The organism is Flavobacterium flavipallidum, assembly GCF_038289905.1.
Classification (GTDB): Bacteria; Bacteroidota; Bacteroidia; order Flavobacteriales; family Flavobacteriaceae; genus Flavobacterium; species Flavobacterium flavipallidum.
This window is the reverse complement of sequence record NZ_JBBYHU010000035.1, coordinates 1-25,867: the sequence shown is the minus strand read 5'-3', so window position 1 is coordinate 25,867 and position 25,867 is coordinate 1. Positions and strand designations below refer to the sequence as shown.

The following is a 25,867-nucleotide window of genomic DNA, read 5'->3' as shown; positions in this document are numbered from 1 at the left end:
AAAATGAGTATTTACAATCTTTTAAAAGCAAGATTTTTAATCGATGACGATGCAATAAAGAATTGGCGTTTTATTGTTTTTTTAATTGTTCTGGCTATTATCATGATTGCTAATACACAACAGTATGAACAAAAAGTTTTCAAAATTGCTGAACTAACTTCAGAAGTGAAAGAATTACGATCTGAGTTTGTAGACAGACGTTCTGAATTGATGAAACTAAGAATGGAGTCAACAGTTTCTAAAAAAATGGAAGAAAGACAAATCTTTCCTTCCACTGTACCACCGGTAAAAATTAAAGTTAAAAAAGAAGAAGAAAAAAGTTTCCTTAAGAAATTATGGCAGTAGATGATAAATACATATCGTACCGAATTTATCTGGTTGCTTGTGCTATTTTTTTAATGGCAATAGCAATTGCTGTTAAGTTAACTAATATTCAGTGGGTTGAAGGGGATTATTACCGCGAATTAGCTAAAGAAAGAACTGTTAAGAATTTTGTTATTCCTGCTAATAAAGGGAATATTTATTCTTCTGATGGAAGTTTACTGGCGACTTCAATTCCTAAATACATTATTCGTTTTGATGCTTTGGCTCCAACCAAAGAAAATTTTGAAAAAAATGTAAATGCATTAGCTGATTCTTTGGCTACTGTTCTTGGTAAATCGTCTTATTTTTTTGAAAATGAATTAAGAAAAGCAAGAGCTAATAATAATCGTTATTTTTTAATCGCCAGAGATTTAAGTTACACCGATTATATGAAGATTAAGGGTTTTCCTTTATTCGAATTAGGTCCTTATAAAGGAGGAATCATTATTGATCAAAAAACGGTGCGTGAACATCCCATTGGTAAAATTGCCGAGAGAACTATTGGTTACGAAAGAAAATACGATGCAGGACATTCAGATGGTAAAGGTATCGAATGGGCTTATAAGGAATATCTAAATGGTAAAGATGGTCGTATTTTAAAACAAAAAATAGCCAAAGGGCAATGGAAACCTATACGAGACATGAATGAGGTAGATCCTCAGGATGGTTACGATGTAATTTCAACCATTGATGTTTATATTCAGGATATTGCGCATCATGCGCTATTAAAACAATTAGAGGATTACCAGGCAGATCATGGTTGTGTGGTGGTAATGGAAACACATACCGGTCAGGTAAAAGCAATATCTAATTTAGGAAGAGCTAGTGATGGCAGTTATTATGAGACTACCAATTATGCGGTTGCTGAATCGCACGAACCAGGTTCTACTTTCAAATTGGTGGATTTAATGACGATTTTGGAAGACAGAGTAGCCGATACAACTACTGTATATGATTCTCATGGAGGTGTTATCAAATATTCGGGTAAATCGGTGAGAGATTCACATGAAGGCGGTTATGGCAAAATTTCTTTGGCAAGAGGATTTGAAGTATCTTCTAATACCGTTTTAGTACAAGCTGTTTATAATAACTACAAAAATAATCCTTCTAAATTCGTTAATCACGTTAATTCCTATGGTTTGAATAAACGTTTGAACATGGATTTCAAAGGAGAAGGACGTCCATTTATTCCGCAGCCTTCAGATAAAAACTGGTCTAATATTTCATTGCCATGGATGGCTTTTGGATACGGAGTTTCAGTTACTCCAATGCAAACTTTGGCTTTTTATAATGCTGTTGCCAATGATGGCGTAATGGTAAAACCACAATTTGTTTCAGAAATCAAAGAATGGAACAAAACCATTAAAAAAATGGAACCTGAGATTATTAATCCAAGAATTTGTTCAGATGTTACTTTGGCTAAATTAAAAGCAGTGCTTAAAAATGTAGTTAAGAAAGGTACGGCTTCCAAATTGTATTCTAAAGATTTTCCTATGGCCGGAAAAACGGGAACAGCTCAGGTAAATTATGGAAAAAGAGACGGCACAGGTTTGTATTATGCTTCTTCTTTTGTAGGCTATTTTCCGGCTGATGCGCCAAAATATTCTTGTATTGTAGTGGTACATAAACCTAATACAGCTAAGAATAATTATTACGGAGCAGATGTTGCCGGTCCTGTTTTTAAACGAATTGCACAAAAAATATTTACTGAGGTTCCTTCAACTAATGAGATTAAAAAGTTAGACCGAAAAGTGCCTAAACAAGAGAAACATTATAACGAATATTTTGCAAAGCTTGAAAAATCAAAGCAGTTTATTCCTAACGTAAAAGGAATGCCGGGGATGGATGCAATTGCTTTATTGGAAAATTTAGGTTTAAAAGTCAGGACAAAAGGGATTGGGAAAGTTAAAAATCAATCCTTACAAGCGGGACAAAATATTAGAAAAAACACAACTATAACCTTAGAATTATTGTGATTAAATTAAAAGATATATTATATAGAGTAGCAATCGAAGCCGTTCATGGTTCGACTGATATTGCCATAGGAAAATTGGATTTTGATTCCAGAAAAATTCAATCTAACGATGTGTTTGTGGCTATTCGTGGAACTGTTTCGGATGGACATGATTATATTCAGAAAGCAATTGATTTAGGAGCGAAAGCTATTATTTGTGATGCTTTTCCGGAGCAATTTGTGAGCGATGTGACTTATGTTCAGGTGAATGATACAAACAAAGCGCTTGCCTTTATGGCAGCCAATTATTTTGGAAATCCTTCTGAAAAATTAAAATTGGTAGGTATAACCGGAACTAACGGAAAAACGACAATAGCTTCTTTATTGTATCAATTATTCAAGAAAGCCGGATTTAAAGTAGGATTGCTTTCTACGGTTAAAATTTTAGTGGATGATATAGAATTCAAAGCAACACATACCACTCCGGATTCAATTACAATAAATCATTATTTAAACGAAATGGTTAATGCCGGAGTTGAATATTGTTTTATGGAAGTGAGTTCACACGGAATTCATCAAAAACGTACAGAAGCTTTACATTTTACCGGAGGTGTTTTTACCAATTTATCTCATGATCATTTGGATTATCATCCCACTTTTGCGGAATATAGAGATGTTAAAAAATCATTTTTTGACCATTTACCTAAAACTGCTTTTGCAATTTCAAATATTGATGATAAGAATGGGATAGTAATGTTGCAAAATTCAGCTGCCAGAAAAAGAACTTATGCACTTAAATCTTATGCTGATTTTAAGGCTCAAATTCTTGAAAATCAGTTGTCAGGTTTGTTGTTAAAGATTGACGGAAATGAAGTTTGGGTAAAATTAATTGGTGTTTTTAATGCATATAATTTGTTAGCAATTTACGGCACTGCAATCGAATTAGGATTGGATAAGCTAGAGACATTACGTTTATTGTCTGAATTAGAAAGTGTTTCAGGAAGATTCCAATATATCGTTTCAGATTCGAATGTTACAGCCATTGTTGATTATGCTCATACTCCGGATGCACTTGAAAATGTGTTGAAAACCATCAATGAAGTCCGAACTAATAACGAACAATTAATTACAATTGTAGGTTGTGGTGGAAATAGAGATAAGGCAAAACGTCCTATTATGGCAGAAATAGCTTCCGAGTTGAGTAATAAAGCCATTTTAACTTCAGATAATCCACGTGACGAAGATCCGGAAGAAATTATTAGCGAAATGGAAAAAGGGGTGCCACCTCAAAATCATAAAAAAGTTTTCGCGGTAACTGATAGAAAACAAGCTATAAAAATTGCCTGTCAATTGGCTCAGCCAAATGATATCATTTTAATTGCCGGTAAAGGCCACGAAACATATCAGGAAATAAAAGGTATTCGTACTGATTTTGATGATATGAAAATTGTAAAAGAGATTTTAGAACAACTACATAAATAGTGAAATTATGCTGTATTATTTATTCGATTATTTCAACAAAATATTAAATATTTCCGGAACGGGAGTTTTTCAATATATCACTTTTAGATCGTCATTAGCGTTCATTCTATCATTGTTGTTGTCTACAATTTATGGTAAAAGAGTTATTAAGTTTTTGCAAAAACAACAGGTGGGTGAAACCATTAGAGAGTTGGGCTTAGAAGGACAAAATGAAAAAGCAGGAACTCCTACTATGGGAGGTTTGATTATCATTTTTGCTACTCTTATTCCGGTATTACTCTTTGCTAAATTGCATAACATTTATATCGTTTTACTGATTGTTACTACACTTTGGATGGGCACAATTGGTTTTATTGACGATTATATTAAGATTTTCAAAAAAGACAAACAAGGTTTAAAAGGTATTTTTAAAGTTGTAGGTCAGGTTGGATTAGGATTAATTGTGGGTAGTGTTTTGTATTTCAATCCTCATGTGACTGTTCGTACTGATACCGGAAAAACAGATATTTTTAAACAAACTACAGAAACAGTAGTAGCACCGGTTTCGCTTGAAGAAAAATCAACTGCTACAACAATTCCTTTTGTGAAAAATAACGAATTTGATTATGCTGAAGTGCTTTCCTTTATGGGAGATGGTTATGAAAAATGGGCTTGGATAATATTTATTCCTGTGGTCATTTTTATCATTACAGCGGTTTCAAATGGGGCTAATCTAACTGATGGAATCGACGGTCTTGCAGCAGGAACTTCTGCGATTTCGGTACTCACATTGGCGATTTTCACTTTCGTTTCGGGGAATATCATTTTCTCTAATTATTTAAACATTATGTATATCCCAAATTCGGGAGAAATGACGGTTTTTATAGCTGCATTTGCTGGAGCACTTATCGGATTTTTATGGTATAATTCTTATCCGGCTTCCGTTTTTATGGGTGATACAGGAAGTTTGACTATCGGAGGAATCATTGCGGTATTGGCAATTGCGGTTCGAAAAGAATTGCTGATTCCTTTGTTATGCGGAATCTTTTTGGTGGAAAATTTCTCAGTGGTATTACAAGTAAGTTATTTTAAATACACCAAGAAACGTTTTGGCGAAGGTCGAAGAATTTTCCTAATGTCGCCTTTACACCATCATTACCAGAAAAAAGGTTACCACGAAAGTAAAATTGTTACCCGTTTCTGGATTGTAGCCATTTTGTTAGCGATACTTTCAATTGTTACTTTAAAATTAAGATAGTATGAGATTGGTAGTATTAGGAGGTGGCGAAAGTGGTGTGGGAACAGCCATTTTAGGAAAACAAAAAGGATACGATGTTTTTGTGTCTGATTTTGGAAAAATAAAAGACAGTTACAAAGAAGTTCTTATAAAAAACGGAATTGATTGGGAGGATGAAAAACATACAGAATCATTAATCTTAAATGCTGATGTGGTGATGAAAAGTCCCGGCATTCCAGAAAAGGCCGCAATTGTAAAAAAGTTGGTTGAGAAAGGGATTCCTGTGATTTCTGAAATTGAATTCGCAGCTCCGTTTACTAAAGCTTTAACCATAGGGATTACCGGAAGTAACGGAAAAACGACCACCACGATGCTTACGTATCATTTGCTTAAATCGGCGGGTTTGAATGTGGGATTAGCTGGTAATATTGGGAAAAGCTTTGCAGAGCAGGTTGCTGAAGATAAGTACGATAGTTATGTGTTGGAGTTGAGTAGTTTTCAGCTAGACGGAATTATAAATTACAAACCACATATTGCCATAATTACCAATATCAGTCCTGATCATTTAGATCGATACGATTATAAATATGAAAATTATATTGATTCGAAATTCAGGATAACAATGAATCAAACTGAAGAAGATTATCTCATTTACGACGCAGATGACGAAGCGATTTCAGAATGGTTAAAATATAATAAAACAAAAGCAAAATTAATCCCTTTTTCATTGACAAAAACTTTTGAAGAAGGAGCCTTTATAAAAGATAATACTATGGAAGCAATCATCAATCAAGAAGAGTTCAAAATGGAAACGGAATCAATTGCCTTAGAAGGAAAACATAATTTTAAAAATGCCATGGCAGCAACTTCTGTAGCAAAATTGATGCAGATTAGAAAAGCTACAATTCGTGAAAGTTTATCTAATTTCCAAGGTGTAGAACACCGTCTTGAAAAAGTATTGAAAATTCAAAATGTTCAATATATAAATGATTCAAAAGCAACGAATGTTAACGCAACTTTTTTTGCTTTGGATAGTATGACTACACCTACAGTTTGGATTGTAGGAGGGGTAGATAAAGGAAATGATTACAATGAATTAATGGCTTTAGTTCGTGAGAAAGTAAAAGCAATTATTTGTTTGGGTGTGGATAATAGAAAAATTATCGATGCATTTGGGAATGTAGTTGATATTATGCTGGAAGTAAATAATATGAATGATGCTGTAAAAATGGCACAACGTATCACTGAAAAGGGAGATACGGTTTTATTGTCTCCAGCTTGTGCGAGTTTTGATTTATTCGAGAACTACGAAGACAGAGGACGTCAATTTAAAGAAGCAGTGCATAATTTGTAAAAAAAGTTAGAAGTTAGGAGTTAGAAGTGTTCCATTTATTGAAAGTTTATCTTTTATATCCGCACAACCCATAACGCATAACTGACAACCATAACTTAAAAGAGATGAAAAAACTAATTAACAGATTAAAAGGAGATAAAGGGATTTGGTCTTTTGTGGCCTTATTAGCCCTGTTTTCCTTTATGCCTGTTTTTAGTGCAAGTAGTAACTTGGCTTATTTGGGTCACGGTACAGGGAATACTTTAGGTTATCTAGTAAAACATTTGGCGCATGTGGCCTGTGGTTTTGCAATTATTTATTATGTTCATAAAGTTCCGTTTCATTATTTTCGTTCGATTTCCAAATGGATGTTGCCTATAGTATGGATAATCTTAGGTATCACAATGATTAAAGGGACAGTGATAGGTGGAGCAAATGCCAGTAGATGGCTTCAGATTCCTTTTGTGGGGATCTCGTTTCAGCCTTCGGCCTTTGCAGCTTTAGTGCTCTATGTGTTTGTAGCTCGTTATTTGTCGAAAACCCGTACGGAACCTATTGTGTTTATCGATTCGTTAAGAGAACTTTGGGTGCCGGTTTTTATTACTTTAATGTTTATTCTTCCGTCCAACTTTTCCACGACGGCATTGATCTTTTCAATGATATTGATGTTGGTTTTTATTGGAAAATATCCAATGAAATACATCGGAATCATTGTGGGGTCGGGGATTTTATTTTTGACGTTTTTCGTTTTGATTTCCAAGGCTTTTCCTGATGCAAAATTCTTTAGCAGGGTTAGAACATGGGAAAGCCGTATTGAAAATTTTAGTACCGATAAGCCGGACGAAGATGATTATCAAATAGAAAAAGCCAAGATTGCTATTGCTTCGGGGAAAATATATGGATTAGGTCCAGGGAAAAGTGTTCAGAAAAACTTTTTGCCACAATCTTCTTCGGATTTTATTTATGCCATTATTGTTGAAGAATATGGTTTGTTAGGAGGTTTAGGGGTTTTAGGATTGTATTTGCTATTGCTATTCCGTTTTGTGGTTGCTTCTCATAAAGCCACAACGCTTTTTGGAAAATTAGTAGTTATCGGACTCGGTTTTCCAATGATTTTTCAGGCTATGATTAATATGGCTGTAGCGGTAGAATTACTTCCGGTTACAGGACAAACCTTGCCTTTAATTAGTAGTGGAGGAACTTCAATCTGGATGACCTGTATAGCTTTGGGAATCATTATTGGTGTAACCAAAAAAGAAGAGGAGATTGAGCAGGAACAAAAAGAAGCGGCTAAAAGAGAAGAAGCATTACAACGTTTAATTGATGCTGAATTGGCTGCTGAAGAAGAAAAACAGAATGGAAATTATTCGATAGAAGATAAAATGTCTAATCCGATGAATGCTGTTTTGAATAAATAAATTTGATTGTCATGAAACAATATAAATTCATATTAAGTGGTGGTGGAACAGGAGGACATATTTATCCTGCTGTTGCAATTGCAAATGAATTAAAATCCAGATATCCGGATGCTGCGTTTTTGTTTGTAGGTGCGGAAGATAAAATGGAAATGCAAAAAGTACCTCAGGCGGGTTATGCTATAAAAGGTTTGTGGATTGCAGGATTGCAAAGAAAATTAACCTTGCAAAACGCAATGTTTCCGTTGAAATTAATGAGCAGTTTGTGGAAATCAAGAAAAATTATCAAAGAATTCAAACCTGATGTGGTTATTGGAACCGGAGGATTTGCCAGCGGACCATTATTGCAAATGGCAAATATGTTGGGAGTGCCAACATTAATCCAGGAGCAAAATTCTTTTCCGGGAATTACTAATAAATTATTGAGTAAAAAAGCCAACAAAATTTGTGTGGCATATGAGAATTTGGAACGTTTTTTTCCAAAAGAAAAAATGATTCTAACTGGGAATCCGGTGCGTCAGGATTTAATTGCTATTGATGATAAAAGAGCCGAAGCAATTGAATATTTTAAATTGGACCCTAATAAAAAGACGCTTTTAATCCTTGGCGGAAGCTTAGGTGCCAGAAGAATGAATCAGTTAATAGAAAAAGAACTGAAAAAAATTCAGGATCAAAAAGTTCAGCTTATTTGGCAATGTGGGAAATTGTATTTTGAAGAGTATAAACAATACCATTCAGAAAACGTTCAGGTACTTTCTTTTATCGAAAGAATGGATTTAGTTTATGCTGCTGCTGATATTATCATATCCAGAGCCGGAGCGTCTTCGGTGTCGGAATTGTGCATTGTGGGTAAACCGGTGATTTTTATTCCGTCTCCCAATGTTGCTGAAGATCATCAGACTAAAAATGCGAAAGCAATTGTGGATAAAAAAGGTGCTATTTTGCTTAGAGAAACACAATTAGATGCTGAATTTAGTTTGGTTTTTGAAGCTTTATTGAAAGATTCAGAAAAGCAAAAACAATTGAGTGAGAATATCAAGGAATTAGCTTTGCCAGAAGCAACTAAGCAAATCGCCGACGAAGTTGTGAAATTAATTAGACATAAATAATCAGAAATAAATTAAGTAGTTATGAACTTGAACCAAATACAAAATGTGTTTTTTATCGGTATCGGAGGTATTGGTATGAGTGCTTTGGCGCGTTATTTTAAATACATTGGAAAAGAAGTTTCTGGTTATGATAAAACGCCAACTATTTTAACTTCTGAGTTAATCGAAAGTGGAATTGATATCCATTTTGAAGATAATATTAATCTAATACCTAAAAATTATTTTATCGAGAATACATTGGTAATTATAACTCCGGCTGTACCTAAAAATCATTCGCAATGGAATTATTTTTTGGAAAGAAATTATCAGGTTAAAAAAAGAGCAGAGGTTTTAGGGATAATCACTAAAGATACTTTTTGTTTTGCTGTTGCTGGAACACACGGAAAAACAACAACTTCAAGTATTCTTGGACATATATTGCATGAAAGCGGAGCTGATGTTACGGCTTTTATTGGAGGGATCGTTGAAAATTACAATTCTAACTTGATAGGAAGTGGAAAAACGGTTACTGTTGTAGAAGCTGATGAGTTTGATCGTTCTTTCCTGCATTTGCATCCAGATATTGCTTGTGTGACGTCAATGGATGCTGATCATTTGGATATTTATGGAACGAGTGATGCTATAAAAGAATCTTTTACTGAATTTGCTGATAAAATAGAAGACAAAAATAAATTGTTTGTCACAACTGAGTTGCCCCTTTCGGGAGTGACTGTAGGAGTGAATGAAGAAGCTACCTATAATGCTTTTAATATAAGAATAGAAGATGGCAGTTATGTTTTTGATGTAAAAACACCTGGTGGAATTTTGAAAGATTTTCGCTTTGGACTACCGGGAAGACACAATCTTATGAATGCCTTAATGGCTCTTGCAATGGCTGTAAGTTTCGGTACCCCAACCGCTTCCATTGCAAGAGCCTTATCTTCCTTCAAAGGGATTAGAAGACGTTTTTCTTATCAGATTAGAAAAGAAGACTTCGTTTATATTGATGATTATGCGCATCATCCTACCGAGATTAATGCCGTGCATCAGGCGGTGCGTGAATTGTATCCGGGTAAAAAAGTTTTGGCTGTTTTTCAACCGCATCTTTTTAGTAGAACGAGAGATTTTGTCGATGATTTTGCTAAAAGTCTTTCGCAGTTTGATGAAGTGTTTTTAATGGATATTTATCCGGCAAGAGAATTGCCTATGGAAGGGGTTACATCTGAGTGGTTGTTGTCTAAAATAGATAATTCAAAAAAGAGAATTATTTCAAAAGAAGATTTGATTCCAGAGATGTTGAAAAATGATGCGTCTATAATGGTTACGATTGGAGCTGGTGATATTGGAGAAATGGTATTAGATATAAAAAATGCTTTAAATGAAAAGGATATTTAACTTAACAAATATTAGGTTAATTCTGATGTTTGGTCTCGTTATTTTTCTGTTTTCTTTTACATCAAAGCGAAATGAACAACGAAAAATAGCAAAAATAGACGTTGTTTTTGTAGGAGAAAACAATCTTTTTATTAAATCTGAAACGGTTAATAAATTGTTAATAGAAAATATGAGCAACCGTTTAGCTATTGAAAAAGATAATTTAGATTTGAATAAGCTGGAGCGAATATTAGATTCAAACGCAATGATTGACGAATCAGATGTGTTTGTAAGTATTGATGGTGTTCTAAAGGCGGTTGTGAAGCAAAAGACTCCTGTAGCCAGAGTGGTCGATGAATTTGATTCTTTCTATATTGATTATAAAGGCAGTAAGATGCCATTATCTGATAATTTTACGGCCAGAGTTCCTTTGGTTTCCGGAAATGTAAATGGTAAGAATGAAGAGAAATTAGCTCAGTTGTTGCGTGTGATTTATGAAGATGATTTTTTGAAAAAAAACATCATTGCGATTCAAATTATGCCTAATGCTAGCTTAAAAATGTTCAACAGGAATTACGATTATCAGATAGATTTTGGTAGTTTGAGGAATTTTGAAACAAAATTTAAGAACTATAAAGCTTTTTTTCAAAAAGCAGTTTTAGATAGTACTTTGAATAAATATAAAAAGATTGACCTGAGGTTTACAAAACAAGTAGTTTGCACTAAATAATAGATAATGGAAAAAGAGAATATTGCAGTAGGTCTAGATATAGGGACAACCAAAATCGTTGCCATGATAGGCAAGAAAAATGAGTATGGAAAGTTAGAAATTTTGGGAGTGGGTAAATCCAAAAGTTTGGGTGTAGCCAGAGGTGTGGTTAATAATATCACACAAACCATTCAGTCTATCCAGCAAGCAATAAATGATGCAGAAGCGAATTCAGGTTATAAAATTAAAGATGTTGTTGTAGGTATTGCAGGTCAGCATATCCGCAGTATTCAACATACAGATTACATCAGTAGAACGAATCCTGAAGAAGTGATTGGTGGAGCTGATATTCAGTTGCTGATTGATCAGGTTAATAAATTAGCGATGTTGCCAGGTGAGGAAATTATTCACGTATTACCTCAGGAATTTAAAATTGACGGTCAATCTGAAATTAAAGAGCCTATCGGAATGTATGGCGGACGTTTAGAGTCAAGTTTCCATGTGGTAGTAGGACAGGCTTCGTCAATACGTAATGTAGGGCGTTGTATTCAGAGTTCAGGAATTGAATTATCTGGATTAACCTTAGAGCCTTTAGCTTCTTCAGATGCCGTTTTAAGTCAGGAAGAGAAAGAGGCAGGTGTAGCACTGATTGATATAGGTGGAGGAACAACTGACCTTGCTATTTTCAAAGATGGGATTATTCGTCATACGGCTGTAATTCCTTTTGGAGGAAATGTAATCACTGATGATATTAAAGAAGGTTGCTCCATTATAGAAAAACAAGCAGAATTGTTGAAAGTGAAATTTGGTTCGGCTTGGCCAGGAGAAAATAAAGACAATGAAATTGTTTCAATTCCTGGATTAAGAGGTAGAGAGCCGAAAGAAATTTCATTGAAGAATTTATCAAAAATTATTCATGCTCGTGTAGTTGAAATTATTGAACAGGTTTTTAATGAAATTAAAGCCTACGGACATGAAGATCCAAGGAAAAAATTAATTGCCGGAATTGTACTTACAGGTGGTGGTGCTCAATTAAAACATATCAAGCAATTAGTAGAGTACATTACCGGAATGGATACAAGAATTGGATATCCAAATGAGCATTTAGCAGGTAATTCGGATGAAGAATTCTCAAGTCCATTATACGCTACGGCTGTAGGATTAGTGATGAATAGTATTGCTAATAATACGCAAAGTGCTATCAGAAAAGAAGAAATAGTTCAGCATAGAACTGTTTATTACCGCGAGCCAGTTGTTGAGCCTGTAGAACATTTTCAACAGCAACAACAGCAAGTAGTAGAACAGCTGGAGCAAGTACCAGTGCATTCTAAAAAAGAAGAATCTACAGGTGATAAAATCAAGCGTTCTTTCTTTGATCGATATGTAGATAAGATTAAAGATTTTTTAGATAACGCTGAATAGTAAAAAAGAAGAAGAAAGACAAAATATATTAATATCAAAACCAAATAATATGACGAGCAACTCAGAATTTGGAAGTATTTCATTTGATTTACCTAAAAATCAATCAAATGTAATAAAAGTAATAGGTGTAGGTGGAGGCGGTAGTAACGCCATCAACCACATGTTTAAACAAGGAATCAAAGGAGTTGATTTCATTGTTTGTAATACAGATTCGCAAGCATTACAAAATAGTGCTGTGCCTAATAAAATTCAATTAGGGGTAAACCTTACTGAAGGTCTTGGAGCTGGAGCTAATCCGGACGTAGGACAACAGTCGGCAATTGAAAGTATTGCTGATATTGAAAAAATGTTAGATCGTAATACTAAAATGGTTTTCATTACTGCCGGAATGGGTGGAGGTACCGGAACGGGTGCTGCACCTGTAATTGCTCAACTGGCTAAAGAAAGAGAAATCTTGACCGTAGGAATTGTGACTTTGCCCTTTACTTTCGAAGGTAAGGTGCGTCAGGAACAAGCTTTAATTGGAATTGAAAAATTACGTAAGCAAGTAGATTCTTTAATTGTTATCAATAATAACAAATTAAGAGAGGTTTATGGAAATTTAGGTTTCAAAGCAGGTTTTTCTAAGGCCGACGAAGTCTTAGCGACTGCATCAAGAGGAATCGCTGAAGTAATTACACATCACTATACTCAAAATATCGATTTACGTGATGCTAAAACGGTATTAGCAAATAGTGGTACTGCTATCATGGGGTCATCTGTAGCTTCAGGAGAAAACAGAGCTAAAGAAGCTATTATTGCAGCTTTAGATTCACCATTGTTAAATGATAACAAAATTACAGGAGCCAAAAACGTATTGTTGCTCATCGTTTCTGGTTCTAATGAAATAACTTTAGATGAGATTGGAGAAATTAATGACCACATTCAAAGTGAAGCGGGTTATAATGCTAATATCATCATGGGGGTTGGTGAAGATGAATCATTAGGAGATGCCGTTGCGGTAACTATTATCGCTACAGGATTTGATATTGAACAACAAAACGGAATAGTAAATACAGAGCCAAAAAAAATCATTCATACTTTAGAGGATGAGCAAAAAATTGTTCATAATCTAAGTAGTACTCCAGTTGCCAGTTTTGATGTAAATATTGATAAACCGGTAAGTACTCCGGAGGACAGAGTTGTTTTTGAATTAATCGATGAAGAAGAGGAAGTAATTGCTGTTGCGCCTCAGGTTGTTGAGCCTGTAGTTCCTGTTCCGGGAAACGAAGAATTGATGGCAATGTCTGAATTTATTAAAAATATAGATGTTACTTTCGAAATTGTTTCTCCAATTAAAGAAGAAGAATTTACTTTCTCTACACCAAAAGTTGAAGAAGTAAGACAAACAATTTTTGAAGAGCCTAAAGCAGTTGTTGAACAACCAAAAGCGGTTGAGAGACAAGAGCAGACTTCAATTTCTTTTGATTTACCACTTTTTAAGTCGGAACCTGTAAAGCCAGAGCCAGTAAAAGTAGAGCCAGTTCAAGTAAATGAAGAAAGAGTTTTATTTGAATTAACAAATGAAACAAAAGATATCAAGGTAAATCAAGCAGTACAATTTGTGCCTGTAACAGAGTTATCTGATAATGGAATTATCAAATATTCTCTAGAAGAATATATGGATGCTGAAAATGAATTTTCAACTGCTAAACCAGTTGCAAAAGTTGTTGAAGAAGTGATTCCTGAGGAGTTGAATATTACAATGAAAAAAGTAGAACCAGCTCATGAAGATTTTTCTAAAGCTGAGGATATTTCTCCTATCGAAATGACTATCGAAGAAACTTTGCGTTTAAGAGCAGATGAAAGAAGAAAAAAATTAAAAGAATTCAATTATAAGTTTCATAACAATGTTTCTAAAATTGATGAGTACGAAAAAGAGCCTGCATATAAAAGATTAGGGATTGATATTTCAAACAATCAAACTAATAATGCCAACTCAAGAATTTCAGTAGGAACAGATAGTAATAACGATTTACAATTGCGTTCTAACAACTCCTATTTACATGATAATGTAGATTAGTTAAATTAATTTCAAAGATAATAACCCGAAGATTGAATGTCGTTTTCGGGTTATTTTTTTTAACTTCGCATCGAGTTTTGGACTTTGATAATGCTTTTTGAGAGCATTTTTTTGTGCTTACTTATTTGATTTTATAACCAGATGTCAAACAAAGCGTTATTCGCTAATTATTAAAAATATTACCAATGAGTTTATCAGCAAAAATCATGGATGAAATGAGAACAGCCATGAAAGCCAAAGATACTGTAGCATTAGAAGCCTTAAGAGCTATAAAATCAGAATTACTTTTAGCACAAACTGCTTCTGGTTCTAAAGAAGAAATTTCAGAAGAAGAAGAGATTAAATTGTTGCAACGTTTAGTGAAAACGCGTAAAGAAAGTGCAAGAATTTTTACAGAACAAAATCGTACTGATTTAGCTGAGCCTGAATTAGCTCAGGTAGCCGTTATAGAGAAATTTTTACCAGCACAATTAAGTGAAGCTGAGATTGAGGCTGTAATTGCAAAAATTATCGCTGAAACTGGAGCTTCTGGAATAGCTGCTATGGGTAAAGTGATGGGATTAGCTACAGCTCAATTAGGAGGAGCTGCAGAAGGAAAAGTGGTTTCAGGGATTGTTAAAAAATTATTAGTTTAATACCTATAGATTTTACTTTTTAAAATAAACTGACCGCGTAGTTCAACTGGATACCTGTCTGCCGACAGGCAGGGAATATCAGATTTCAATGATATGATGGAGTATGTTGTATATGTTTTGGAAAGTGAAATTGATGGAAGGTTTTATAAAGGTCATACTGTTGATATTGAAAAAAGGGTAAAAGAACATAATGCTGGAAAAACAAAGTCAACAAAAGGTTATCGTCCTTGGAAATTAGTTTATTTTGAAATTTTTGAAACAAGGGAGGAAGCAGTTCTTCGGGAGAAATATTTTAAAACTGGAATTGGAAGAGCTTTTTTAAAAGAAAAGCTAAATAAATAATGACCGCGTAGTTCAACTGGATAGAATATCAGATTTCGGCTCTGAGGGTTGGGGGTTCGAACCCCTCCGCGGTCACATTTTAAGCAACTAAAGAATTTTCTTTTAGTTGCTTTTTTGTTTTTAATAAGTATATTTAGGTTGTTAATTTGTAAAGTGGACTTAAATGAATATTATTTTCCAGATTTTAGTGCTGCTTTTGTTGGTGTTTTTGTCGGTTGTCTTTATTTTTAAATTTATTGTGGAGCCTGTCTATGTAGCCCTTTTTAATAAGCCTATTTATATTCATTATTATTATAGGATACGAAAATTGAGCATTGAGCAAAGTAATCTCTTGGAGTATAATTTTTCATTTTATAGAAATTTGACCAATAGAAAAAAGAGCTATTTTAATCATCGTGTAGCGTCTTTTGTTACTAAATATCAATTTATAGGGAAAGGAGGATTTGAAGTTACGGAGGAGGTGAAACTGCTCTTAGCAGCTACTTATGTCATGTTGACTTTTGGAATGCGACATTATCGAATTAATAATTTTGATAAAATTATTATCTATTGCGAAAGTTATTATTCGGTTATAACAAAGCAATATCATAAAGGAGAATTTAATCCTGCTTTAAAAGCCCTAGTGTTTTCTTGGAATGATTTTCATGAGGGTATAAAATGTGAGAATGATAATCTAAATTTAGGATTACATGAGTTCTCGCACGCATTGTATTTTCATGGTTTAAAAGGAAGAGATCAAAGCAGTGTTGTGTTTGCGGACGGTTATGATAAGATTGTGAATTTTTTAAAACAACCAGATGTTTTGAAAGGTCTTGTTGAATCTAATTATTTTCGAATTTATGCGTATACCAATCAAGCCGAATTTATGGCAGTTGTGCTAGAGCATTTTTTTGAAACTCCTTCTCGATTTAAGCAAGAGCATCCTGAACTTTTTTCGATAGTAGCAGAAATGATAAATATTAAAGAGGAATATTTTATTTAAAAAACAGCCCGAAAATTTTTTCGGGCTGTTTTTATATTGCTTAAATTAAATATGTTTTTTTTATAGAGCAGTGATTTTTTTCAAATCAGCTACGGTTGCGATTGGGTCAGCAGCTCCAAAAACATAGCTTCCAGCTACTAGAACATCGGCTCCGGCTTCTGCTAATTGTTTCGCATTTTTGTTAGTAACTCCACCATCAATTTCAATAATAGTTGAAGCTCCTTTTCTGTCGATTAAAGCCTTTAGTTTTTTAACCTTATCGTAAGTGTTTTCAATGAATGACTGACCTCCAAAACCTGGATTCACACTCATGATCAAAACCATGTCGATATCATTAATTACATCTTCCAATAAGTCTACACTGGTGTGTGGATTCAAGGAAACTCCGGCTTTCATTCCTTCAGTTTTAATAGCTTGAATAGTTCGGTGCAAATGTGGACAAGCTTCTATGTGTACAGTAAGAATATCAGCTCCTAGTTTTTTAAAAGTAGAGATGTATTTATCCGGTTCTACAATCATCAGGTGTACGTCGATGGTTTTTGTAGCATGTCTTTTTATAGCTTCCAGAACCGGCATTCCAAAAGAAATATTTGGAACAAATACGCCATCCATGATGTCAATGTGAAACCAGTCAGCCTCACTTGCATTGATCATTTCGATATCGCGTTGTAGATTTGCAAAATCAGCTGCTAAAACTGATGGGGCAATAAGTGTGTTTTTCATTTAGGTTGTGTTGTGTGTTGTGATTTTTTTTGCAAAGGTACAAAATCAAATGTTTTTTATCCAAGTGGCTTTATGCTTTGTTTTTGAGAAGATTGGATAAAAAAAACTCCGGTGATGAGCCGGAGTTTTTAAGGTGATTAATGCGAAGATTAACCTAAATAAGTTTTTAAGATTTTACTTCTTGAAGTATGTTTTAATCTTCGGATTGCTTTCTCTTTAATCTGACGTACACGCTCACGGGTTAAATCGAAAGTTTCTCCGATTTCTTCTAAAGTCATTGGGTGTTGGTCACCAAGACCAAAATACAAACGAACTACATCAGCTTCTCTTGGAGTCAATGTTTCTAAAGAACGCTCGATTTCAGTACGCAATGATTCGTGGATTAATTCTCTGTCTGGATTTGGAGATTCACCTGAACGCAATACGTCATAAAGGTTAGAATCTTCTCCTTCAACAAGAGGTGCATCCATAGATAAGTGACGACCAGAATTTTTCATAGACTCTTTTACGTCATTTACAGTCATATCCAATTCTTTTGCAATTTCCTCAGCAGATGGCGGGCGCTCATTAGATTGCTCTAATAACGCATACATTTTGTTGATTTTATTGATAGAACCAATTTTATTTAAAGGCAAACGTACAATACGAGATTGTTCTGCTAAAGCTTGTAAAATAGATTGACGAATCCACCAAACTGCATACGAAATGAATTTAAAACCACGTGTTTCATCAAAACGTTGTGCTGCTTTAATCAATCCTAAATTTCCTTCGTTAATTAAATCAGGTAATGTTAATCCCTGATTTTGGTATTGTTTAGCAACCGAAACTACGAAACGTAAATTGGCTTTTGTTAATTTTTCAAGGGCTCTTTGGTCTCCAGCTTTAATGCGTTGTGCTAATTCTACTTCTTCGTCAGCGGTAATAAGGTCAACTTTTCCAATTTCTTGTAAATATTTGTCTAATGAAGCGGTCTCACGATTAGTAACCTGCTTGGTGATTTTAAGTTGTCTCATGATTTTGTTGTCCTAATTTTTATTTTGTTATACGTAGGGATTAATAAAAAAGTTACAGGAATTTGAAAATAATTTAAAATTTTGAAGTATTTTTTATTCGATTAATACTACGTTGTTGGCTTGTAAAGGATTAGCTACCTGTTTTAAGTAGTTAATTATTTGTGAATAGAGTTTTTGTGTTGTTAAGTTTAGTAACTTTAAAAAAGAAACTTAAAATTTATATGTCATGAAAAAAGTGTTTTTATTTTGTTTGATGTTGGTTTTTTCAACTCAATTTTATGCTCAGGAAGCTACAACCAGTAGTGTTATGAAAGAAAAAATGGCTGCTGAAAAGAAAAAAGCTGATAAGGAAGCTAAGGAAAAGGCTGCCATGGCTGTGGATAAGAAAAAGAAAATAGCTGATGAGGCTAAGATGAAAACCGAAGAAACTAAAGTTAAAAAAGATGCTTCGATGGCTAAAAAAGAGGAAATGACTGCTAAAGCTAAAAAGGATATGAAGGCTAAGAAAGATGCAGGAGTTAATATGTCGGCTAATAAAGCGCAGGTGGCTAAAGATAATGCTTCGGCTAAAGAGGCTAAGATGAAAGAAAAGGCGGTTGCTGCAAAAGATAAAGTAACAGGAACTTATAACGGGCATAAAGTGTATACCGGACCAAAAGGAGGGAAATATTATATCAATAAAAATGGAAATAAAACCTATCTTGATAAATAATTAATTTTGCTTTTAGCTGGTAAATGATAATATGATAAATCCTGTCTTATTTTAGAAAAAGGCAGGATTTATGGTTTTAATAAATAGGGAATTATAAAATTTAAATTTCCAACTTAGTCGTTTTTATTGAAAAAGTTTCGGTTAAATTTTATCACATTATCAAATATTTTATTGAGCGATACCAAGTAGATTATTATTCCTATTGCCAGAAAAAAATATTCTTTTCTAAGTATGGTTACATCTTCTAGAATAATGTATAAATTAGGTATAATTAATAATAAAGAGATGGCAATTCCTAAATATTGATTTGAAATTATTTTCTTAAATACGGATCTTGAATTTTTCATGACTAAGAGATTTGTTGTTACCATAATAGAAGGTTTTGCTTTGTTCAAAAGTAACTTGTTTCTCCCGTACTGAATTTTAATATGTCATGAAGTTTGTTTTTAATGGTATGAAAGTGTTTTTTTTATGTATGAAATTTTTCTTTGCAGAAATAGAGTTTATTTTCAGTAGTATCTAAAATTCCTTTATGAAAGGATTTTTATGTTTTTGATAAAATCTTTATAGGTATTGCTTAGATTTACTCTGTAATCACCTTTTAGTACAACATAGTTGTCGGTTAGTGATATTTCTTCAATCTTATTTGAATTGACCATGATATTACGATGTGTTCTCACAAAAGTATTGATATCAAGTAAAGTACTGATTTTGGATAATGAAATCAGGATTACAAACTTTTCTTTATCAGTAATGATGTTGCAATATCGATCTTCTACTTCAATGTAAATAATATCATCCAAAGCAACTTTTTTAAGACTGTTCTTCTTTTTGATGAAAAGAAAGTCATTGCTGATAACTGTATTTTGGTCTTCGCTTAAAAAAACATTAGTTTGTTCATAGAATTTCTCTACTGCCATTTCCAGTGCATAAAGAATTTCCAGTTCATTGAATGGTTTCATCAAAAAGCTGAAAGGCTTAGTTAATTTGGCTCTTTCGAATATCTGTCTGTCTTGGGAACTTGTTAAAAATACAAATGGTCTGGCGGCATTTGGGGTGATATTAATCGTTTCTGCAAAGGTAATTCCTTCGGGATTTCCGTTAAGAAAAACATCAATAACAATTATGTCTACTTTGTTTTGGTAAAACAAGGTCAGCGCTTCATTATAATTAGTGGCAATACCAACAACATTGTAATTGTTAGCAAGTAAAACCGTGTTGAGTGCTTCACTTTGTTCAGGTGTGTCTTCTATGATTAATACGTTGATATTATCCATTTTGTACAGTTTTAGGAAATGAAATTGTTATTGTAGTTCCGATGTTAATTTGGCTTTCGATGGCTAATTTACCGTTATTTTTTTGAATCATTTGTTTGCATAGCTGAAAACCTAAACCAGTACCAATGATTTCGGAATTATTTTTTTTTGCTAATAATTCGCTGTCACAAACTAATGTGTCAATGGTGTTTTGAGTCATCCCAATACCAGTATCTTTTATGATTAAATCCCAATATCCGTTTTGAGTTTCTGCAGTGGAAAAGCTTATTTCCCCATTTTCATTCGAAAATTTGATGGCATTATCTAATAAGTTTCGAAGTACGATTTTAAGTGAATCAAGATCAACGTATATGAAAAAACTTTTAGCAACAAGATTTTCAAAATGAATGTTTTTTTCAAGTAACAATGGTTTGTAATTGTATTCAATTTGCTGTATGATAGAAAATAAATGCACAGATTCCTGACTGAAATACAATTGCTTAGTTTGCAGCATTGCCCAGTGTAATAAATTGTCTAAAAGACTGTAAGTTCCATTAGCAATACCACTGTTTTGAACAATTAATTGATTTAATTCCTCATAATTTTTGGATTCTAATGTTGCTAATAGTTTTGAATTGCTGTTTTTTAGTGCATTGACAGAAGAACGTAAATCATGGCTGACAATGGAGAAAAGTTGGTCTTTGGTTGTATTGAGTTCGTCGAGTTTGTTTTTTTGAAGTAAGATTGTTTTGGTATTCTTTACTTTTTGAGCATACAAATAAACACCGATGGTTAATAATATTAATAAGCTTAGTGCTGAGAAAAACGACCAGTTTCGTTGATTGTTTTTAAGTTCATTTTCTACTTCAAGCACTTTAATTTGTTTTTGTTTTTGAGCTACGGCAAACTTTTTTTCAAAATCAGCAACCGCCCATACTTTGTTTTGATTGTTGAGTGAGTCATTCCATTGCTCAGCTTCTTTTCTGAAGGTTAAAGCTTTTTTGAGGTTTCCTCTGTCTTCTTCAATAACAGCCATGTTGAAGCTGGCAAGTTGTTTTGCGTTATAATCATTGATTTTTTGAGATAAATAATAAGTTTTTTCAAAATATTTAAAAGCGAGATCATTTTTATCTTCTTCGTAATAGCAATTGGCTAAATTTGTATAGCTAATATTTAAGGAAATATAATTTTTTTCAGCTTCGTCAACAGCTATGTTTTTCAGAAAATATTTTTCAGCATTGTCAAATTCTTTTAAAAAAATAAATGTGGTTCCAATACCATTATTTACGTTTTTCAAAATAGGTTTTTTGATATTGTCCGGTAGTTTTTCAACTTCTTTATAATAATGAAGTGCATTTTTAAATTCTAATAATTCTAATGACGCATTACCTAATGCCAAATTTTTCATTGGTTTCAAGTCGAAATTTTCATTAATCAAGAGTAATTCTGATTTTGATTTCCTGTATAACTTTTTGTTGAAAAAAATGATTCCTCTAATATAATGGCAATAATTATTTAGTTCAGGTTTTTTACTTGCTAGTTGTTTTGTACTGTATACGAGTGTAGAGTCCCATTTGTCTTCTTCAAAAAAAGAAGTCATTTTAGAGAAATTAATTTCATCCTTATATTGAGTTGCTTTTTTCTGAAATGAATTGACTATAATGTCTTTTAATCCTGAATATTGTGAATAGGTGTTTGTAGAGAAAACTAAATATAATACAATTAAAAATAGCTTAATTTTGATCATTTTTTATGAAGATGTTTAACCGAATTAATAAACTGAAATACCTCTTTTGTTGTTTAAAAAGAGGTATAGTTAAAGATTTTTAAGAGAACTTAAACTTGAGTTTTAGTACCTTTTGAAGTTTCCGGATCAATATCTTTTAAGAAAGAAGTAATACTTGTAATCTCTGTTAAAGTGTCAGATGTGTAATCCAACTCCATGTACCAAACATTTAAACTTACTGGTTTTTCTTCTTGATAATTGTAGTCAAAATACAATTGCAAAGAATTTTCAATTTCTTCAGGGTTTGGCTCTACCCATGGTAATTGCTTGTCAGCAGCATCGATATAGAGCGTTACTCTGATTTTTAAAATTTCTTCGCCATTAGTTGAAGTTAATAAAGTTGTAGAAACCTGAGGCGATAGAGGGTAAATGGAGTCATCTGAATTTGTAATAACAAAAGGTTCCTGATTGATTTGAGATATTTGAATAACGTTTAAAGGCATAGAGGAAAGTTTAAAATTATTGCCAATAAAGATAAGTTTTTTTATCAGAATTGTACTTTGGTGGAGGTGCTCTTTTTTTATAAATCAAAAATCCCGTCTACAGATGTAAACGGGATTTTTTATAATAAACCTTTAGTAAACTAAGATCTGATTACTCTTGTTTAGCCTCACGTGGAGGGCGTGCGATAAGTGCTTTTTTAGACACTTTCTCTTTTTTGGTTTTTGGATCAATTCCTAAGTATTTCACTTGGAATACATCTCCCATTTTTACTACATCAGCAACATTTTCTGTACGTTCCCAAGCTAATTCAGATACGTGTAATAAAACTTCGTTTCCTGGAGCAGCTGTATATTCTACGACAGCACCAAAATCGAGCATTTTAACTACTTTAACTTCATAAGCTTCACCTACCTGTGCTTTAAAGGTAATTGAGTCAATTTTAGCTAATACCGCTTTAATTCCGGCAGGATCAGTTCCTAAAATTTCAACTACTCCTTGTTCGTCTACCTCGTTGATAACAATTGTAGTACCTGTAGCTTTTTGTAAATCCTGAATTACTTTTCCACCAGGACCAATTAAGGCTCCAATAAAGTTTCCAGGAATAGTACGAGTGATGATTTTTGGAGCGTGAGCTTTGACATCTTCTCTTGGAGTCGCAATAGTTTCAGTTAATTTTCCTAAAATGTGCATACGTCCGTCACGAGCCTGAGATAAAGCTTGTTCCATAATATCATAACGCAATCCTTCGATTTTGATATCCATTTGACAGGCAGTGATTCCGTCAGCCGTACCAGTTACTTTGAAATCCATATCTCCTAAGTGATCTTCGTCACCTAAGATATCTGAAAGTACAGCAAATTTCTCACCGTCAGTAATTAATCCCATAGCAATTCCGGAAACCGGTTTTACCATTTGAACTCCTGCATCCATCAAAGCCATAGTTCCTGCACAAACAGTAGCCATAGATGAAGAACCATTAGATTCTAATACTTCAGATACCACACGGATTGTATAAGGACAATCAGCAGGAATCATGTTTTTCAAAGCACGTTGTGCTAAGTTTCCGTGACCAACTTCTCTTCTTGAAGTTCCTCTTAAAGGTTTTGCTTCTCCAGTAGAGAAAGGAGGGAAGTTATAGTGTAAATAGAATTTTTCTTCTCCTTGTTCTGATGGAGAGTCGATTTGGTTAGCTTCTCTTGAAGTTCCAAGTGTTACAGTAGCCAAAGCCTGAGTTTCTCCACGTGTAAATAATGACGAACCGTGAACAGAAGGTAAATAATCCGTTTCACACCAGATTGGTCTGATTTCAGTTGTTTTTCTTCCGTCAAGACGAATTCCTTTTTCAAGGATTACATTACGAACGGCTTCTTTATTGGTTTTGTAGAAATATTTTCCAACTAATCCTGCTAAATCAGCATTTTCAGCATATTCTTCTTCTGTAAATAAAGCTTTAGCTTCTTCTTTTACAGCAGCAAATTTTTCACCTCTTTCGCTTTTTCCTGAAGCTTCTTGTGCAATTGCATAACATTTGTCATAAGCAGCCGCTTTTACTTTTGCATATACGTCTGCATCTTCAACTTCACCTTCGTAAGTGCGGTATTCAGGATTTCCTAAAGCTTCTCTTAAACGTTGTTGAGCTAGGATTTGAACTTTGATAGCCTCGTGAGCAAACTTGATCGCTTCGATCATTTCAGCTTCTGAGATTTCTTTCATCTCTCCTTCAACCATTGCTACAGAATCCATAGAAGCTCCAATCATCATATCGATGTCTGATTTTTCTAATTCTTCTCTGCTTGGGTTGATTACTAATTTTCCGTCGATACGTGCTACACGTACTTCTGAAATTAAATTGTAAAATGGAATGTCAGAAACCGCTAAGGCTGCTGATGCAGCTAAACCTGCTAAAGCATCTGGCATAACGTTGTCGTCATGAGACATTAATTGAATCATTACCTGAGTTTCAGCGTGGTAATCATCCGGGAAAAGAGGACGTAATACACGGTCAACCAATCTCATTGTTAATACTTCGCTGTCACTTGGACGTGCTTCTCTCTTGAAGAAACCTCCAGGGAAACGACCTGCGGCAGCAAATTTTTCACGGTAATCTACCGTTAATGGTAAAAAGTCAACGCCTGGGTTAGATGTTCTTGCAGATACTGCAGTTGCTAAAAGCATACAGTTTCCTGAACGAACAACCACTGAACCATCAGCTTGTTTGGCTAATTTACCAGTTTCGATTGAGATGCTTCTTCCATCTCCTAAATCGATAATTTCTTGTTTTACTTGTGGAATCATAAATTTCCTTTTGTTTTGGTTATACTACGGACGATAGTTGTTGTGTTGTTGTAGTTGTGTGTCCAATGAAAAACCAAACTTTTTTTTATTGTTTGAACCTTAAAAGTTGAATTGAAAATTAAGGTTTTTTAAAATTTACCATTAAGATATTTAGTTTTATTAAGGTTTTAAAGCTTAACTTTTCTTAATTTCTTAATGGTTTACAATACAATATTGTTAAAAAACAAAAAGAGGTACTTGCGCACCTCTTTTTTGTATTGATTATTTTCTGATACCCAATACTTTGATGATTTCACGATATCTGTTGATATCTTTCTTTTTCAAATAGTCAAGTAAAGCTCTTCTTTTACCTACTAATTTCACTAGTGAACGCTCAGTGTTGTAATCGTGACGATTTCTTTTTAAGTGTTCAGTCAAGTGGTTGATTCTGAATGAGAACAAAGCGATTTGTCCTTCTGCAGATCCTGTGTTTTCTGCTTTTCCTCCGTGTTTAGCGAAGATGTCTGCTTTTACTTCTTTAGATAAGTACATGCTAATATTATTTTAATGATTATTATGTATGTCCAACAGTTATTGTAAGACGGCAGCAAAAGTAATACATTATTTTGAATTGGCAATAGGATTTGAAAAAGTCATCTTTTTTTATTTAGTTTGTTGAGCCTTGAATCACAATTGGTAAAGTATATTTTGCTTTGGCAGGTATTCCTCGATAGATTCCAGGGATCCAATTTGGACATTTATTTAATACCCTGATAGCTTCTTCCCCAGTTCCATATCCTAGGTCTTTTACAACCTTTATGTTTGTTAATTTTCCATCTATATCCACATTAAAGGCAAGATATAATTTTGGTTTTTCGCCGGGTTTGGCCTCTATGCCACGTGGAGTCCTGTAATTTTTGCCAACGAATTGATAAAAAGCGATCATTCCTCCATTATATTCCGGTTTTTTATAAAGAACTGTGTACGGATGTTCTGTTTTATTGTTGTCAATACTAATACCTGAAACTAATTCGCCATTCTCGTAGGTTTCTGCGAATGTGGATTTAGTTAATTTTGAACTTCCAGTCCAGACCCCATGTCTTTTGTTGTTTTTTATTTCACCTTTTTCAGTTAGTCCATCTTTAGTTTCTTCATAAAAATGGATATGCAAATAAAAATTACAGTCTAAGTTAAGCTACATTTTTGTAAATGATATTTTGATTATTAAATTCCTCGATTGTTTTGTAATTTAAAGCGCGATGTCTCCTTTTTCTGTTGTACC

23 protein-coding genes and 1 tRNA gene are annotated in these 25,867 nt (G+C 33.7%); 16 read left to right on the top strand and 8 right to left on the bottom strand.

The window, feature by feature from the left end; genetic code table 11:
* Positions 1–3 precede the first annotated feature (3 nt).
* The 15 genes from AAEO59_RS14050 (at position 4) to AAEO59_RS13980 (ending at position 16,377) form a co-directional block, all read left to right on the top strand.
* Complete coding sequence (locus AAEO59_RS14050; protein ID WP_407934936.1) at positions 4–345, top strand: FtsL-like putative cell division protein; 342 nt, start codon at positions 4–6, stop codon at positions 343–345.
* Positions 336–2,339, top strand: a complete 2,004-nt coding sequence (locus tag AAEO59_RS14045; protein WP_341701380.1) for a penicillin-binding protein — start codon at positions 336–338, stop codon at positions 2,337–2,339. Before AAEO59_RS14050 ends, AAEO59_RS14045 begins: the two co-directional genes overlap by 10 nt.
* Complete coding sequence (locus tag AAEO59_RS14040; RefSeq protein ID WP_407934937.1) at positions 2,339–3,799, top strand: UDP-N-acetylmuramoyl-L-alanyl-D-glutamate--2,6-diaminopimelate ligase; 1,461 nt, start codon at positions 2,339–2,341, stop codon at positions 3,797–3,799. Before AAEO59_RS14045 ends, AAEO59_RS14040 begins: the two co-directional genes overlap by 1 nt.
* A 7-nt stretch (positions 3,800–3,806) precedes the next feature.
* Positions 3,807–5,036 carry a phospho-N-acetylmuramoyl-pentapeptide-transferase gene (gene mraY / locus AAEO59_RS14035; protein ID WP_341701378.1) on the top strand — a complete coding sequence of 410 codons (1,230 nt, stop codon included), beginning with the start codon at positions 3,807–3,809 and terminating at the stop codon, positions 5,034–5,036.
* A gap of 1 nt (position 5,037) precedes the next feature.
* Positions 5,038–6,369, top strand: coding sequence for a UDP-N-acetylmuramoyl-L-alanine--D-glutamate ligase (gene murD, locus AAEO59_RS14030; RefSeq protein ID WP_341701377.1), 1,332 nt, complete (start codon positions 5,038–5,040; stop codon positions 6,367–6,369).
* Positions 6,370–6,473: 104 nt separating this feature from the next.
* Complete coding sequence (locus tag AAEO59_RS14025; protein WP_341701376.1) at positions 6,474–7,766, top strand: FtsW/RodA/SpoVE family cell cycle protein; 1,293 nt, start codon at positions 6,474–6,476, stop codon at positions 7,764–7,766.
* 11 nt (positions 7,767–7,777) lie between these two features.
* Positions 7,778–8,872 (top strand): undecaprenyldiphospho-muramoylpentapeptide beta-N-acetylglucosaminyltransferase, encoded by a 1,095-nt coding sequence (gene murG, locus AAEO59_RS14020; protein ID WP_341701375.1) that lies wholly within the window; start codon positions 7,778–7,780, stop codon positions 8,870–8,872.
* Positions 8,873–8,893: 21 nt separating this feature from the next.
* Positions 8,894–10,246, top strand: a complete 1,353-nt coding sequence (gene murC, locus AAEO59_RS14015; protein ID WP_341701374.1) for a UDP-N-acetylmuramate--L-alanine ligase — start codon at positions 8,894–8,896, stop codon at positions 10,244–10,246.
* Positions 10,230–10,955 carry a cell division protein FtsQ/DivIB gene (locus tag AAEO59_RS14010; protein WP_341701373.1) on the top strand — a complete coding sequence of 242 codons (726 nt, stop codon included), beginning with the start codon at positions 10,230–10,232 and terminating at the stop codon, positions 10,953–10,955. The genes murC and AAEO59_RS14010 overlap by 17 nt, the downstream gene beginning before the upstream one ends.
* A gap of 6 nt (positions 10,956–10,961) precedes the next feature.
* A complete protein-coding gene (gene ftsA / locus AAEO59_RS14005) occupies positions 10,962–12,356 on the top strand; it encodes a cell division protein FtsA (RefSeq protein ID WP_341701372.1) in 1,395 nt (464 codons plus the stop codon).
* A gap of 49 nt (positions 12,357–12,405) precedes the next feature.
* Positions 12,406–14,418 carry a cell division protein FtsZ gene (gene ftsZ, locus AAEO59_RS14000; RefSeq protein ID WP_341701371.1) on the top strand — a complete coding sequence of 671 codons (2,013 nt, stop codon included), beginning with the start codon at positions 12,406–12,408 and terminating at the stop codon, positions 14,416–14,418.
* Between the two features lie 185 nt (positions 14,419–14,603).
* Entirely contained in the window at positions 14,604–15,053 is a 450-nt protein-coding gene (locus AAEO59_RS13995; protein WP_341701370.1) for a GatB/YqeY domain-containing protein, read from the top strand.
* 93 nt (positions 15,054–15,146) lie between these two features.
* Entirely contained in the window at positions 15,147–15,395 is a 249-nt protein-coding gene (locus AAEO59_RS13990; protein ID WP_341701369.1) for a GIY-YIG nuclease family protein, read from the top strand.
* A gap of 1 nt (position 15,396) precedes the next feature.
* Positions 15,397–15,470 (top strand) — tRNA-Arg (locus AAEO59_RS13985).
* A gap of 88 nt (positions 15,471–15,558) precedes the next feature.
* Positions 15,559–16,377, top strand: coding sequence for a zinc-dependent peptidase (locus tag AAEO59_RS13980; RefSeq protein WP_341701368.1), 819 nt, complete (start codon positions 15,559–15,561; stop codon positions 16,375–16,377).
* Positions 16,378–16,437: 60 nt separating this feature from the next.
* Here AAEO59_RS13980 and rpe read toward each other — a convergent pair whose 3' ends face one another.
* Together rpe and AAEO59_RS13970 are read right to left on the bottom strand one after the other, a co-directional pair.
* Complete coding sequence (rpe, locus tag AAEO59_RS13975; protein WP_341701367.1) at positions 16,438–17,100, bottom strand: ribulose-phosphate 3-epimerase; 663 nt, start codon at positions 17,098–17,100, stop codon at positions 16,438–16,440.
* Positions 17,101–17,249: 149 nt separating this feature from the next.
* A complete protein-coding gene (locus AAEO59_RS13970; RefSeq protein ID WP_007804760.1) occupies positions 17,250–18,113 on the bottom strand; it encodes a sigma-70 family RNA polymerase sigma factor in 864 nt (287 codons plus the stop codon).
* Between the two features lie 226 nt (positions 18,114–18,339).
* On the opposite strand from AAEO59_RS13970, the gene AAEO59_RS13965 reads away from it, so the two are divergent.
* A complete protein-coding gene (locus AAEO59_RS13965; protein WP_341701366.1) occupies positions 18,340–18,825 on the top strand; it encodes a hypothetical protein in 486 nt (161 codons plus the stop codon).
* A gap of 530 nt (positions 18,826–19,355) precedes the next feature.
* Here AAEO59_RS13965 and AAEO59_RS13960 read toward each other — a convergent pair.
* The 6 genes from AAEO59_RS13960 to AAEO59_RS13935 all read right to left on the bottom strand — a co-directional run bounded on the left by AAEO59_RS13960 (position 19,356) and on the right by AAEO59_RS13935 (position 25,756).
* Positions 19,356–20,102: a LytR/AlgR family response regulator transcription factor gene (locus AAEO59_RS13960; RefSeq protein WP_341701365.1), complete on the bottom strand. Its 747-nt coding sequence runs from the start codon at positions 20,100–20,102 to the stop codon at positions 19,356–19,358.
* The gene (locus AAEO59_RS13955) at positions 20,095–21,828 is read right to left on the bottom strand and encodes a tetratricopeptide repeat-containing sensor histidine kinase (RefSeq protein ID WP_341701364.1); all 1,734 of its coding nucleotides are present in this window, start codon (positions 21,826–21,828) and stop codon (positions 20,095–20,097) included. Before AAEO59_RS13955 ends, AAEO59_RS13960 begins: the two co-directional genes overlap by 8 nt.
* An 89-nt stretch (positions 21,829–21,917) precedes the next feature.
* Positions 21,918–22,310: a hypothetical protein gene (locus AAEO59_RS13950; protein ID WP_341701363.1), complete on the bottom strand. Its 393-nt coding sequence runs from the start codon at positions 22,308–22,310 to the stop codon at positions 21,918–21,920.
* A gap of 151 nt (positions 22,311–22,461) precedes the next feature.
* The gene (locus AAEO59_RS13945; protein WP_341701362.1) at positions 22,462–24,606 is read right to left on the bottom strand and encodes a polyribonucleotide nucleotidyltransferase; all 2,145 of its coding nucleotides are present in this window, start codon (positions 24,604–24,606) and stop codon (positions 22,462–22,464) included.
* Between the two features lie 261 nt (positions 24,607–24,867).
* The gene (gene rpsO / locus AAEO59_RS13940; RefSeq protein WP_341701361.1) at positions 24,868–25,137 is read right to left on the bottom strand and encodes a 30S ribosomal protein S15; all 270 of its coding nucleotides are present in this window, start codon (positions 25,135–25,137) and stop codon (positions 24,868–24,870) included.
* A 115-nt stretch (positions 25,138–25,252) separates the two neighbouring features.
* The gene (locus tag AAEO59_RS13935; RefSeq protein WP_341701360.1) at positions 25,253–25,756 is read right to left on the bottom strand and encodes an energy transducer TonB; all 504 of its coding nucleotides are present in this window, start codon (positions 25,754–25,756) and stop codon (positions 25,253–25,255) included.
* Positions 25,757–25,867 lie beyond the last annotated feature (111 nt).